At 63.2% G+C, this 12,770-nt stretch carries 12 protein-coding genes and 1 pseudogene; 4 read left to right on the plus strand and 9 right to left on the minus strand.

The window, feature by feature from the left end:
* Positions 1-144 precede the first annotated feature (144 nt).
* From rdgC to FO488_RS03825, 4 genes are all read left to right on the plus strand, one after another.
* The gene (rdgC, locus tag FO488_RS03810) at positions 145-1,314 is read left to right on the plus strand and encodes a recombination-associated protein RdgC (RefSeq protein WP_149209331.1); all 1,170 of its coding nucleotides are present in this window, start codon (positions 145-147) and stop codon (positions 1,312-1,314) included.
* Positions 1,315-1,317: 3 nt separating this feature from the next.
* Positions 1,318-2,325 (plus strand): GTPase ObgE, encoded by a 1,008-nt coding sequence (gene obgE, locus FO488_RS03815; protein ID WP_149209332.1) that lies wholly within the window; start codon positions 1,318-1,320, stop codon positions 2,323-2,325.
* Positions 2,326-2,613: 288 nt separating this feature from the next.
* Positions 2,614-3,735: a glutamate 5-kinase gene (gene proB, locus FO488_RS03820; protein WP_149212070.1), complete on the plus strand. Its 1,122-nt coding sequence runs from the start codon at positions 2,614-2,616 to the stop codon at positions 3,733-3,735.
* 53 nt (positions 3,736-3,788) lie between these two features.
* A complete protein-coding gene (locus FO488_RS03825) occupies positions 3,789-4,376 on the plus strand; it encodes a hypothetical protein (RefSeq protein WP_205743346.1) in 588 nt (195 codons plus the stop codon).
* A gap of 83 nt (positions 4,377-4,459) precedes the next feature.
* On the opposite strand, the gene bamD is transcribed toward FO488_RS03825, so the two are convergent.
* From bamD to hisA, 9 genes and pseudogenes are all read right to left on the minus strand, one after another.
* Complete coding sequence (bamD, locus tag FO488_RS03830) at positions 4,460-5,758, minus strand: outer membrane protein assembly factor BamD (protein WP_149209333.1); 1,299 nt, start codon at positions 5,756-5,758, stop codon at positions 4,460-4,462.
* Between the two features lie 6 nt (positions 5,759-5,764).
* Positions 5,765-7,513: an RNA polymerase sigma factor RpoD gene (gene rpoD, locus FO488_RS03835; RefSeq protein WP_149209334.1), complete on the minus strand. Its 1,749-nt coding sequence runs from the start codon at positions 7,511-7,513 to the stop codon at positions 5,765-5,767.
* Between the two features lie 26 nt (positions 7,514-7,539).
* A complete protein-coding gene (dnaG, locus tag FO488_RS03840; RefSeq protein ID WP_149209335.1) occupies positions 7,540-9,291 on the minus strand; it encodes a DNA primase in 1,752 nt (583 codons plus the stop codon).
* Complete coding sequence (locus FO488_RS03845; RefSeq protein ID WP_149209336.1) at positions 9,288-9,779, minus strand: CvpA family protein; 492 nt, start codon at positions 9,777-9,779, stop codon at positions 9,288-9,290. Before FO488_RS03845 ends, dnaG begins: the two co-directional genes overlap by 4 nt.
* Positions 9,780-9,990: 211 nt before the next feature.
* Complete coding sequence (locus tag FO488_RS03850) at positions 9,991-10,434, minus strand: GatB/YqeY domain-containing protein (protein ID WP_149209337.1); 444 nt, start codon at positions 10,432-10,434, stop codon at positions 9,991-9,993.
* Positions 10,435-10,448: 14 nt separating this feature from the next.
* Positions 10,449-10,646 carry a 30S ribosomal protein S21 gene (gene rpsU, locus FO488_RS03855; RefSeq protein WP_149209338.1) on the minus strand — a complete coding sequence of 66 codons (198 nt, stop codon included), beginning with the start codon at positions 10,644-10,646 and terminating at the stop codon, positions 10,449-10,451.
* A gap of 274 nt (positions 10,647-10,920) precedes the next feature.
* A pseudogene (locus FO488_RS03860) lies at positions 10,921-11,246 on the minus strand (phosphoribosyl-ATP diphosphatase).
* Entirely contained in the window at positions 11,243-12,004 is a 762-nt protein-coding gene (gene hisF, locus FO488_RS03865) for an imidazole glycerol phosphate synthase subunit HisF (protein ID WP_149209339.1), read from the minus strand. The pseudogene FO488_RS03860 and the gene hisF overlap by 4 nt, the downstream one beginning before the upstream one ends.
* A gap of 1 nt (position 12,005) precedes the next feature.
* Entirely contained in the window at positions 12,006-12,737 is a 732-nt protein-coding gene (gene hisA / locus FO488_RS03870) for a 1-(5-phosphoribosyl)-5-[(5-phosphoribosylamino)methylideneamino]imidazole-4-carboxamide isomerase (protein WP_149209340.1), read from the minus strand.
* Positions 12,738-12,770 lie beyond the last annotated feature (33 nt).

Consider the following 12,770-nt stretch of genomic DNA (forward strand, 5'->3'; position numbering starts at 1 on the left):
GGGATGCGGGGCTTTCGGCCCCGCCGGCGCCTAGCCGCCCGGCGTTCCCGCTGCCCGATTACCCCATGGCATAACCGGCAAAAATATGGCATACTGATCGACCGTTTAAGTTATCGTCCGTCAAGGAAAGGATGCACCTGCACCATGGGAGTCTATGCCAACACCGTCAGCATCACCCAGTACACCATAACCGGCGACCTGCCGAAGAGCGACCAGTTCCAGTGGTTTTCCGAAAAGCTGTCCGCCCGCGGGTTCCAGTCCATCGAAAACTCCGCCGAGGAATCCTCCGAAGGATGGACCCTGGTGGATCATCCCGATAACGCCGCCTTCGAGGCGCCCTCCGATTTCTGGCGGGACAACTACTTGGTATTCTCCCTGCGCCGCGACCAGCGCAAGGTGCCGGCCGCCCTGCTCAAATCCCACACCGGCCGGGAGGAGGGAGCCTTCCTGGCCCAGCACCCCAACCTGCGCCGGGCGCCCAAAAAGAAACGGGAGGAGATCAAGGAACAGGTGCAACTGCACCTGTTGACCAAGTCGCTCCCGGTCCCCTCCAGCGTGGACGTGGTCTGGGACCTGAAAAGCGGCGTGCTGACCCTGTTCAGTCTGGGGACCAAGGTGCTGGAGCGCTTCGAGGATCTCTTCCGCAAGACCTTCGAGGGGTTCAGCCCGGTGATCGTCCACCCCATTGCCCGGGCCCGGATGCTGGTGGAGGGGCAGATGCTGGACAAGCTGGAAGCCGCCAACCTGGCCGGGTCGGATGCGGTGGCGGCCCAGATCCGCGACAACCAGTGGCTGGGGTGGGATTTCCTCCTCTGGCTCCTGCAGCGGGGGGTCAACGGCGAAGGGGATTTCTCCGTCAGCCGTCCGGGGCATTTCGGCACCGGCGAGCGGTTCTCCGCCTGGATCGACGACCGGATCCAGTTTCAGGGGGGAAGCGAGGAGGGGAGCATCCAGAAGGTCACCGTCTCCGGTTCCCAGGACAGCTACCTGGAGGCGATCTCGGCCCTCAAGGGGGGGAAAAGGATCACCAGCGCCACCATCTGCATGGAAAAGGACGAAAACCCCTGGAGATTGACCCTCAAGGGAGAGACCTTCGGTTTCGCCTCCCTCAAGTGCCCCCAGGTGCGCATCGAAAAGGACGCCACCGTGGACCAGATGAGCGAGCGGGAGGCGGTCTTCTACGAACGCATGTTCCTGCTGGAACAGGGCGTTCAGCTCTTCGACAGTCTCCTCAGTGCATTCCTGAACGAGCGCCTGGCCGACGCCTGGGGCGCGCGCCTTGCGGCGGTCCAGGCCTGGCTGGACGGAAAGTAGACCATGAAATTCATTGATGAAGTAACCCTGTTCACCGCCTCCGGGCATGGCGGCGCCGGCTGCGTCGCCTTCCGCCACGAAAAGTTCATCGAGTTCGGCGGCCCCAGCGGCGGCGACGGCGGCAAGGGGGGGGACGTGATCTTCGTGGCCACCTCCGGCCTCTCCACCCTGCTGGAACTACGCCACCGGCCGCATCAGAAGGCGGAAAAGGGGCACAACGGCATGGGCAAGAACCGCCACGGCGCCGGAGGGGAGGATCTGGTCATCCGGGTGCCGGTGGGCACGGTGGTCAAGGATGCCGAGACCGACGAACCGCTGGCGGACCTGACCGAGGACGGGCAACGGGTGGTCCTGCTCAAGGGGGGACGGGGAGGGCAGGGGAACGCCCGCTTTGCCACCGCCACCAACAAAGCGCCCAAATTCGCCCAGCCGGGGGAGGAGGGGGAGGAACGCAAGCTGCGCCTGGAGTTGAAGCTCATGGCCGACGTGGGGCTGTTGGGGCTCCCCAATGCGGGCAAGTCGTCCCTCATCAGCAAGATCTCCGCCGCCCGCCCCAAAATCGCCGATTATCCCTTCACCACCATGGTCCCCAGCCTGGGGGTGGTGGAGTACAAGAACTACCGTTCCTTCGTGGTGGCCGACATCCCGGGCATCATCGAGGGGGCCCACGCCGGCGCCGGCCTGGGGCACCGCTTCCTCAAGCACCTGGAGCGTTCCGGCATCCTCTTGCATCTGGTGGACATCTCCTGGATGCCGGAGCGGGACCCCCTGGCCGAGTACGAGGCGGTCTGCCGCGAACTGGCCCTGTTCAGCCCCGAACTGGCCGCCAAGGAACAGGTGGTGGTGATCACCAAGACCGACCTCCCCCAGACCCGGGAAGAGCTTGCCGGGATCAGGGGGTGGTTCGAGGAGCGGAAGATCAAGGTCTTCCCCATCTCCTCCGCCACCGGCGAGGGGGTCGAGGCGCTGCTGGACGAGATCGCCCGGCGGTTGTGGGCGGATAAGGGATAGATTCTCGACGGCGGTTTTGCCACGGAGCCACTGGGTAAAATCAAAATCCGCCACAGAGACGCAGAGACACAGAGGTTCACGGAGAAAAACAGATTTACATCGGATAAAGGGGATGAACAGGATAAATAACCTTCTATTTTACCCGCAATTGATTTCAGCTTTCATCCTGTTCATCCATGTAAAACAGGTTCTGATTTTGATTTCCTCTGTGTCTCTGTGTCTCTGTGGTAGATGTTGATTTTCTCCGCACCTCTGTGGCAAATTTCCTACTGATTCAGGACATTGATGATGCGTAAAGAGCTTTTGAAAACCGTGAAGCGGGTGGTGATCAAGATCGGCAGCCGGGTGCTGACCGATGCCGACGGCGCCCTGGACCTGGCGGTCATCGGGCGGATCTGCCGCGATCTCGCCACGTTGCACAACCGGCACCTGCAGGTGGTGGTGGTGTCGTCCGGCGCCATCGCCGCCGGCAGGAGCGAGTTGGGGCTGACGGAAAAGCCCCGGACCATCCCCCACAAGCAGGCGGCGGCGGCCATCGGCCAGTCGCTCCTCATGCGGGCCTACGAAGAGGCCCTGGAGCCCCACGGCCTCAAGGCGGCCCAGATCCTCCTGACCAGCGAGGACCTGGTCAACCGGCAGCGCTTCCTCAATGCCCGCGCCACCATGGACGCCCTGTTGGGCTTCGGCATCATCCCGGTGATCAACGAGAACGACACCGTGGTGGTGGACGAGATCAAGTTCGGGGACAACGACAACCTGTCGGCCCTGGTCACCAACGTGGCCGAGGCCCACCTGCTGCTGATCCTGACCGATATCGAGGGGTTCTACAGCGCCGATCCCCATCATGACCCGGAAGCCCGGCTGATACCCCTGGTGAAGGGGATCACCCGCGAGGTGGAACGGGCGGCCGGAGGTTCCGACTCCACCGTCGGCACCGGCGGCATGGCCACCAAGGTGGCGGCCGCCAAGAAGGCGGGCAAGAACGGCGTCCCCACCATCATGGTGGACGGCAAGCGCGACGGGATCATCGCCGCGGCCCTGCGGGGGGACGAGGTGGGCACCCTGTTCCTCCCCGCCGCCGTGGGGCTGAACCGGCGCAAGCACTGGATCGCCTACACCCTCAAACCGTCCGGCAGGGTGGTGGTGGACGAGGGGGCGCGGGAGGTCTTGCTGAAGCGGGGCAAGAGCCTGCTGCCGTCTGGCGTGGTGCGGGTCGAGGGGCGTTTCGAACGGGGGGGGTGCGTGCGGATCTGCGGGCCGGACGGGGTGGAGTTCGCACGGGGGCTGTCGGACTACTCCAGCGCCGAAGCGGCCCGGCTGGCGGGAAAGAAGAGCAGCCAGATCGACGCAATCCTGGGGTATCACTACGGTGATGTGATCATCCACCGGGACAATCTGGTGGTGCTGTAGCGGCATGAGCCCCCGCCACCGTCCCAGTGCCGGCATCGCCCCGTAAGGTTCCCATGGCCGCATTCCCTTTGTCCGCGCAGATCCCGTCCCCATCCGCCATGCTGCCGGTGCTGAAACTGTTCCTCCTCCCCGTGGGGGGCGGCATCCCTGCCGGCGTCATGCTCGCCAGCGCCAAGGGGATGGCCTGGCCCGTCACCGCGCTGCTCTACCTGGTTTCGGATCTGGTCCTGGCCCTTGCTTTCGAACCGCTCCTGCGGTTTCTCACCGCCGTGTGCGGGAAAATTCCCTTCCTGGCCCGGCTCGGCCAAGCACTCAAGGCCGCAACGGCCCGTAGCGTGGCACATTTCAGCGGCAGCGGCCCCATTGCGTTCGTCATGATCGCTTTTGGTGTCGATCCCATGACCGGGCGCGCCTCGGCGCTGGCCGCCGGCTACGGCTTCCTCGCCGGGTGGGCCTGTGCCATCGCCGGCGACCTGCTCTACTTCGCCGTCATCGCGCTCACGACCCTGCGTCTGAATGCGTACTTTCACGACCCGAACACCACCATGCTGATCGTCCTCGGCGCCATGTTCGGCGTGCCCATGCTCGTACGCCGTTTCCGAGCCACACGCTTGCCCCGGCAAAGGGCTGGAGTGGAGTGATTCGGTTCTGTAACGCGAACGGCCTCCGGGGATGCATATCCCGGAGGCCGTTCGCGTTACGTGCTCTTAAGTTTGTTGCGCGGTTAGTTGGCCTGCACCGTCGCGGAACTTGAGGCGAAGGTATCCCTGCGCTGCAACTGGCCGTTGAACACCTCCACCCGGCAGCGCACCTCCTGCCCGATGGCGCTGTCGCCGCGTACCTTGAGATTGAGATAATATTCCGTCATCTTGCCGGTTTCCAGAGGGTCGATCCTGAACGACAGGGTGTCGGCTGCTTCCCGGTGGAACTGGGGGTTCTCTGCATCCGGGAACTCGAACTGGGGCGGCAGGATCAGGCGTCCGGTCAGGTCTTGGGCCGTCCGGGAGCCGATGTTCAGCACCGTCATGCGGTAGCGGACCTGGCCGCCCGGGACGATGGACTGGCTGGCCGGGCGGGCGACCACACGCACCAGCGGCGCGGCGACGGTCACCTGGGTATCCCTGGTGAGGGCCACGTCGCCGAAGCGGGCGGAGACCGCCTTGAGCGCCATGTTTTTCCGTTCGCCGTCCACCCGGTCGGAGGGGACGTGGAACGAGATGACCCCCTTGAAGGATTGCCCCGCCCCGATGGTCACCCGGTCGGTTGCCGCGCCCGGCGCCGCCTCGGCCGACAGGTGCGCGCCGTATTCCGCGGGTGCGCTGGCCTCCAGGAGGTACTCCTCACTGTTTTTGGTGTTGTTGGCGATCTCGAAGGGGAGGGCCCCGTCCTGTCCCGCCAGGGCGATGCGGCTCTTCTCCACGGTGATGGCGGTGGCGGTGCGGATCGCCTCCTTGGCGGCCTTTTCAGCCGCAATCCGTTCCCGCTCGCGGCGCTCCAGTTCGGCCTTCTCCCGGGCGATGCGCTCCTGTTCGGCCCTGAGCCGGGCCAGGCGCTCCTGCTCCTGTTTCTCGGCGATGGCCCGCTCGACGGCGAGCTGCTCGTTGCGCACCTTGACGGCGGCCAGGTGCAGCGTCCTGTTCTCGGCGAGTTTTTCACCCTTGTGCAGGCGCGTTCCCAGGGCGAGCAGATCGTCCTCGATGCTCGACCGCAAGGGGTTGGCCGGAAATTCGCCGATGAACTGGTTGACGGTCCGGGCCGCCAGCGTATTGTCGCCGGATTTCAGGCCGGAACGGGCCAGAAGCAGCAGGGATACGTCCTTGAGCGGGGTGTCGGGGAAGACCTGGGTAAGCTGCTTGACCTTGTCGATGGCCAGGAGGTAATCCTTTTTCTGGTAGGCGGTGAAGGCCTCGACAAAGAGGTTTGAGTCGTCAAGCTCTGCCGCCGGGGCGCAGAACGCCCCGGCGAGCAGAAGGATAAGCGCCAGCGTCGGGATGATGGGGGAGGTGATCGCTGATCGACGCATGGGCAGTTACTCCACGAAGCTCTTGAGTTTTTTGCTGCGGCTGGGGTGGCGCAGCTTGCGCAGCGCCTTGGCCTCGATCTGGCGGATGCGCTCGCGGGTGACCTCGAAATCCTGGCCGACCTCTTCCAGGGTGTGGTCGCTCTTCTCGCCGATGCCGAAGCGCATGCGCAGGACCTTCTCCTCGCGGGGGGTCAGGGTGGAGAGCACCCGGGCCGTCTGCTCGGAAAGGTTGGCCTTGATGACCGCTTCGATGGGCGATATCACGGCCTTGTCCTCGATGAAATCCCCCAGGTGGGAATCCTCTTCCTCGCCGATGGGGGTCTCCAGGGAGATCGGCTCCTTGGCGATCTTGAGCACCTTGCGCACCTTGTCCAGGGGCAGCTGCATCCGTTCGGCGATCTCCTCCGGGGAGGGCTCGCGGCCGTTCTCCTGAACCAGTTGGCGGCTGGTGCGGATCAGCTTGTTGATGGTCTCGATCATGTGGACCGGGATGCGGATGGTGCGGGCCTGGTCCGCGATGGCGCGGGTGATGGCCTGGCGGATCCACCAGGTGGCGTAGGTGGAGAACTTGTAGCCCCGCTGGTACTCGAACTTGTCCACCGCTTTCATCAGGCCGATATTCCCCTCCTGGATCAGGTCCAGGAACTGGAGGCCGCGGTTGGTGTATTTCTTGGCGATGGAGACCACGAGGCGCAGGTTGGCCTCGATCAGCTCGGACTTGGCGATCCGGGCCTTGGCCTCCCCCTCTTCGATGGCCTTCAGGGCGGTGGAAAGGTCGCTGGCCTTGAAACCGGACTCCTGCTCCACCTTCTGCAGTTTGCGGGCCGCGCTGCGCAGGCGTTTTTCCAGTTTCTGGGTCTCTTCGGCCCCCAATTTGAGCTTCTTGAGTTCGGCGACGGCCTTCTCGTCCTCCTGGTGGAGCTTGTCCACCAGGGCTTTCAGCTTGTCCGCCGGGATGAGCGTCTCCAGGTCGGCCAGTTCCGTCCCCAGCCTCTCCACCTTGATGGAGAGTTCCTTGAGGCGTTCGGCGACCTTGTTGATGTGACGGTCCTTCAGGCGCAGGGACTTGAGCAGTTCGGCCTGCCGTTCCTTGGCCTCGCGCCCCTTCTTCTCCATTTCCTTCTTCTTGGCGGCGGACTTGGCCGCCTCCAACTGCTCGGCCAGTTCGGCCAGAAGCTGATCCTGGGCGGCGATCTCATCGATTATCGCCAAGATGCGCGTCTTCTGCACGTCCTCCTCGTCCTCCTCCAGCTCCTCTTCCTCCACCTCCTTGCTGATCTCGGAGGCGTTCATCTGGAATTTGCGCAGCTTGTCCCCCAACTGCAGGACCTCGCGCACGGTGATGGGGGTGTTGAGGATGATGCCGGCCACGTCCCGCTCGCCGTCCTCGATGCGTTTGGCGATCTCCACCTCCCCCTCGCGGGTGAGCAGGGAAACCGAACCCATCTCGCGCAGGTACATGCGCACCGGGTCGCTGGTCCTGCCGATGGAGCCGGGCTCGAACTCGACCTCTTCGGCTTCGCCCTCGATGTCCTCGTCCTCTTCCAGGTCGATCTTCATCTTGGGGATCTTGACCTTCTGGGCGGAATCCACGATCTCGATGTCCATATCCCCGAACATCCCCATGACGTCATCGATCTGCTCGGTGGCGATATCGGGCGGGAGTATGTCATTGACCTCGTCGAAGGTGAGGAACCCCTTTTCCTTGCCGAGATCGATCAGTTGTTTCACATCGTCCATGTTCTTCTTTGCCATTTTTCACCTCAAATGCAGCCCGTGGACTACAGCTTCGATTTTCTGGTACGCAGGGCGTCGGCCTGCTGCAAAAGCGCCCGGTATTCTTCGCTGTCCGGATCCAGAACCGCCAGCCGTGCGGCGATGTCGCGGATGGAGTGGAGCGCGCGCTTTTCTTTGGTGCGCTTGTAGTGAGCAAGGACCGTACGCCAGTCTATATCGGCCAGGTGGTCGTCGCTCACGAGCACCTGGGAGAGAATTCGCCTCTGGTCGGGATCGTCCAGCCGTTCCAGGATGTTCTGCACATCAACCGGATCGTCGCCGGTGTCGAGCGACAGGAGTACCGCTTCGGCCACCTGCCGGTGCGGCCCCTCGAAAAGGTTCTCCACCCCGAATTCCCGGATTTCGCCCCGCGCCTCGGGATATCTGATCACCAGGGCCAGCAGGGTCTCCTGGGAGCGGTCTCGCTGCTGGGCCGGGGGGTGCTGTCCGGCGGGCATGTCCCGCGCCGTGACCGCCATCCCTCCCTGGCGCTTGCGGAAGGCATGCACCGTGATGCCCAGCAGGCGGCAAATCTCCTTCTCGTACAGGTCCCGCTCCACCGGATCGGCGATCTTCCTGAAGCGGGGGATCACCTCGTCGATGACCCGTACCTTGTTGTCCACGCTGTCCGGCGGGATGCGGACCAGCAGGGAGCGGACGAAATAGTCGAATATGGGCCGCGCCTTGTCCCGGCAGGCCGTGAAGGCCTCCGGCGGGTTCCTGGCCAGGAAGCTGTCCGGGTCGTCCCCGCTGGGCAGGGTGATGACGTAGGCCGGCATGCGCTGGTCGAGAAAGAGCTCCATGGAACGAAAGGTCGCCTTGAGGCCGGCGGCGTCGCTGTCGAACAGGGTGTAGACCTTTGCCGCGTGGCGCTTGATCAGCCCCGCATGGGTCGTCGTCAGCGCGGTGCCGCAGGTGGCCACCACGTTGCGTATCCCGGCCCGGTACAGGGCCAGGTGATCGAAATACCCCTCGACAATGATGACGCTGTTCTCGGTTCTGATGGCCGGCAGGGCCATGTCCAGGCCGAACATCACCGCGCTTTTGTGATACAGCGGCGATTCCGGCGAGTTAATGTATTTGGGGAGCGAGGCATCCAGCACCCGCCCGGCAAAAGCGATGACGCGCCCCTTGTGGTCGCGGATCGGAAAGATCAGGCGATTGCGGAACAGGTCGTGCCAGCCGTTGTCCCCTTTACGTAGTATACCCAGCTTTCGGGCATTTTCCAGGTCCGCACCATGGGCCTTGAGATACTTGGCCAGACCGTCCCACCGGTCCGGGGCAAAGCCGAGCCGGTAATCGGCGGCCAGGGCCTCGTCCACGGCCCGTTCCTTCAGGTAATTCCTGGCGACCTGGCCCGCGGGGTCTTTGAGAAGCACCGACCGGAAATACTCTTCGGCAAGCTCGTTGATCCGCTGGAACTGCTGCCGCTCGTCCTGGGCGTGCCGTTCGGCCGGGGTCAACTGCCGCTCCTCGATTTCGACGCCGGCTTTCCGAGCCAGCAGTTTGACCGCTTCCGGGAACCCGATCCCCTCCATTTTCATGATGAAGGAGAAGGCGTTGCCCCCCTCGCCGCAGCCGAAACAGTGAAAGATCTCCCGAGCCGGGTTGACGTTGAACGACGGCGTCTTTTCCCCGTGAAACGGACACAGCCCCACATAATTAGCCCCGGCGCGTCTCAGTTGGACGTAATCCGAGACAACCTCAAGTATGGAGACGCGTTCCGCGACCTCCCGCACCTTTTCTTCGGGGATCATTGTTGTGTGGTGGCTCCACTCCGCCAGTGCGAGAGTATTTTGTCGCCCGTCTGTGCCAGCAGGTTGGCCGCTTCCGTATTCCTGATCCTGGTCTTCAGTTTTTCCGGCATGAAGCCCGCAGTGGCGGTGCTGAACAGCAGACTGAGCAGCAACACCCCTTCGGCCGTCCCGATCAGCAGGCCGCCCACCCGGTTGAGCCCCCCCAGCATGACGAGGCGCAGGGCGGTGGTGACGATGTTGCCGACGACGTGGACGATGATGCCCGTTATCAGCAGGATCAGGATGAAGGCCAGAAAGGAGCAAATCTGTGCCGGCAGATGCGTAACGGCCCGTATCGGCTGGGAAACGGCCGGATAGAAATGATACGCCAGCCAGGCGCCCAGGATCAGCCCGACCAGGGAGGACGCCTCGTTGACGAGTCCGCGAGCCAGTCCCTTGAGGGCAAAAAAGAGGAGAACCGCCAGGATAATGATGTTGAAAGCATTCATCGGGGAACCATGTGCCGGCTGTCGGGCAGAGATATCAGTCGGTGAGCGGCCTTCCGGCGCTTAATGCCTGCGGGGGGGGCGTCACCTTGCTCCTGATTGATACAGACGTCATTGCACAGGCAATTGTTACACGGAAGGGGCGATCAAAAGATAGCCCCTTCCGTGTAACAGAAAACAGAACTTCGATCACCGGAAACCACCGGCAGGCACATCAGGAGAGCAGTCGCCTGACCGTGTCGCTGACGGCCTTGCCGTCGGCCCGGCCCGCCGTCAGGGGGGTAAGGGCCTTCATGACCCTGCCCATGTCCTTCATGCCCTGAGCTGCTGTTTCCCGGATGACCCGCGCCACCAGTTCGGTGATCTCGTCGCCGGTCAGCTGGGCGGGAAGGAAGCCGAGCAGAACCGCCAGCTCCGCTTCCTCCTTCGCCACCAGATCGGGACGGTTGCCCTCGCCGTAGAGCCGGATCGACTCGCGGCGTTGTTTCGTCATGGACGAGATGACCTCGATGACCCCTTGGTCGTCCAACTCGCGCTGTTGTTCGATCTCGCGGTTCTTGATCGTGGAGCGGACCATGCGGACAGCCGAAAGGCGCAGGTCGTCCCGCGCCTTCATGGCCTCTTTCATCGCAGTGTCAAGTTGTTCCTTGAGTGTCATGTTCGTCGCTCGTCCTAATCTACCATCTTACGCTGTTTCTTGAGGGCGCGCTTACGTGCGGCGATCGCCTTTTTCTTCCGCTTGATGCTTGGCTTCTCGTAGTGCTCGCGTTTGCGAACCTCCGAAAGAATCCCCGCCTTTTCGCACTGCTTCTTGAATTTCTTCAGGGCGAGTTCAAATGGCTCGTTTTCCTTGATCTTTACTCCTGGCATCCATAATCCCCCCCCTCATTGTAAAGTGGTAAATCCTGATGCGTACGGCGCCGTTATGGAGAAATTTGCAAGAGTGTTATCTTAACAGCAAATATTCCATTGTCAATATAAAAGTCACTAATGAATCAGCGGCAAAAATCGACATCTGCCACGGAGACGCCGGGACACGGAGAAACGTCAAAGGTGCGACCTCATTTCAGGGAAACCTGCCGACACCTTTGGTTTTCCTCTGCGTCTCCGTAGCATCTGTGGCAGATGTGAGCTTTTATGGATTTCAGGCGGGGCGGGAGTTCTTTTCCGCGATCCCCGACGTGCCGAAGCGCCGGCGCAGTTCGGCGTAGACATCCTCGGGGGGATGTCGCAGTACCCCAGGAGGACCAGGAGATGGAAAACGAGATCGGCGGTTTCGTAGACGATTTCGTCGCGCTTGCCCCCCTTGGCGGCGATGACCACCTCGGTCGCCTCTTCCCCCACCTTCTTGAGGATCTTGTCGATCCCCTTGTGCATCAGGGATGCGGTATAGGAGTCCCCGGTCGGGTTGTTCCTGCGGTCCAGGATGACCTGGTACACCGCCTGGATGATGTCGTCGCGTTCGTTCATAAGCGTACCGCCACTCCTTTGTCGTGCAGATACTGTTTGGCTTCGCCGATGGTGTACTCCCGGTAGTGGAAGATGGAGGCGGCCAGGCAGGCCCCGGCCCCGGCCTTCACGAAGCCGTCGTACAGGTGCTCCAGGTTCCCCACGCCGCCGGAGGCGATGACCGGGATGGATACCGCATCCACGATGGCCCGTGTCAGTTCCAGATCATAGCCGTCCTTGGTGCCGTCCCGGTCCATGCTGGTGAGGAGAATCTCTCCCGAGCCGTACTGCTCCATTTTTACGGCCCATTCCACGGCATCGATGCCGGTGGGTGTGCGGCCGCCATGGGTATAGACCTCCCAGCGCCGCTCTCCCGGCACGCGGCGGGCATCGATGGCCACCACGGTGCATTGGGAGCCGAAGCGCTCGGCCGCCTCCTGGACGAATTCCGGCCGCTGCACGGCGGCGGTGTTGATGGAGGTCTTGTCGGCCCCGGCGTTCAACAGGCGGCGGATGTCGTCCACGGTGCGGATGCCCCCTCCCACGGTGAGCGGCATGAAGACCCGCTCGGCGGTCCGGCGCACCACGTCGATGATGATGGCACGTTCGTCGCTGGAGGCGGTGATGTCCAGAAAGGTCAACTCGTCGGCCCCCTGCTGGTCGTACATCTCGGCGATCTCCACCGGGTCCCCGGCGTCCCGCAGCTCCAGGAACTGCACCCCCTTGACGACCCGGCCCCCCTTGACGTCCAGGCAGGGGATGATGCGTTTGGTCAGCATGTCAGGCCTCTCCCTTGGTGACGGCGATCGCCTCGGCCAGCTTGATGGCGCCGGTGTACACCGCCTTGCCGGTGATGACGCCGGTGACGCCGCTCTTCTCGATGGCCATGAGGTTTCTGATGTCCTCCAGGCGGGAGACCCCGCCCGAAGCGATCACCGGGATGGCGACGGCTTCGGCCAGGGCCCTGGTCGCCTCCAGGTTGGGCCCCTGGAGCATGCCGTCGCGGCTGATGTCGGTATAGATGATGGCCGCGACCCCGAACCCCTCGAACTTCCGGGCCAGGTCGGCGGCGCTTATATCGGTCACTTCGGCCCACCCCTGCACCGCCACCATGCCGTTCTTGGCGTCAATGCCCACCACGATTTGACCGGGGAAGCGGGCGCAGGCCTCCTTCACCAGGTCAGGGTTGCGTTGGGCGGCCGTGCCGATGATTACCCGGGACAGCCCCAGGGCCAGGTAGGCTTCGATGGTGGCCAGGTCGCGGATGCCGCCTCCCAGTTGGGCCGGGATGGTGATCGCCCCGACAATGGCCTCGATGGCGGCCCGGTTTTTGGGCTCGCCGGCAAAGGCGCCGTCCAGGTCCACGATGTGGAGCAGTTCGGCCCCCTGGCGTTGCCAATCCAGGGCCTGGGCGGCCGGGTCGTCGTTGAAGACCGTATCCTTCTCCATCAGCCCCTGTTCGAGGCGGACGCATTTTCCTTCTTTCAGATCAATGGCGGGTATGACGATCATGGGTACCTTTCTCATAAACAAACATCTGCCACG

Origin of the sequence: Geobacter sp. FeAm09 (assembly GCF_008330225.1) — a bacterium.
Classification (GTDB): domain Bacteria; phylum Desulfobacterota; class Desulfuromonadia; order Geobacterales; family Pseudopelobacteraceae; genus Oryzomonas.

Bases quoted from the DNA above. Each gene is read 5' to 3' on its own strand.
- rdgC (WP_149209331.1), top strand. From the start codon at position 145: ATGGGAGTCTATGCCAACACCGTCAGCATCACCCAGTACACCATAACC.
- obgE (WP_149209332.1), top strand. From the start codon at position 1,318: ATGAAATTCATTGATGAAGTAACCCTGTTCACCGCCTCCGGGCATGGC.
- proB (WP_149212070.1), top strand. From the start codon at position 2,614: ATGCGTAAAGAGCTTTTGAAAACCGTGAAGCGGGTGGTGATCAAGATC.
- FO488_RS03825 (WP_205743346.1), top strand. From the start codon at position 3,789: ATGGCCGCATTCCCTTTGTCCGCGCAGATCCCGTCCCCATCCGCCATG.
- bamD (WP_149209333.1), bottom strand. From the start codon at position 5,758: ATGCGTCGATCAGCGATCACCTCCCCCATCATCCCGACGCTGGCGCTT.
- rpoD (WP_149209334.1), bottom strand. From the start codon at position 7,513: ATGGCAAAGAAGAACATGGACGATGTGAAACAACTGATCGATCTCGGC.
- dnaG (WP_149209335.1), bottom strand. From the start codon at position 9,291: ATGATCCCCGAAGAAAAGGTGCGGGAGGTCGCGGAACGCGTCTCCATA.
- FO488_RS03845 (WP_149209336.1), bottom strand. From the start codon at position 9,779: ATGAATGCTTTCAACATCATTATCCTGGCGGTTCTCCTCTTTTTTGCC.
- FO488_RS03850 (WP_149209337.1), bottom strand. From the start codon at position 10,434: ATGACACTCAAGGAACAACTTGACACTGCGATGAAAGAGGCCATGAAG.
- rpsU (WP_149209338.1), bottom strand. From the start codon at position 10,646: ATGCCAGGAGTAAAGATCAAGGAAAACGAGCCATTTGAACTCGCCCTG.
- hisF (WP_149209339.1), bottom strand. From the start codon at position 12,004: ATGCTGACCAAACGCATCATCCCCTGCCTGGACGTCAAGGGGGGCCGG.
- hisA (WP_149209340.1), bottom strand. From the start codon at position 12,737: ATGATCGTCATACCCGCCATTGATCTGAAAGAAGGAAAATGCGTCCGC.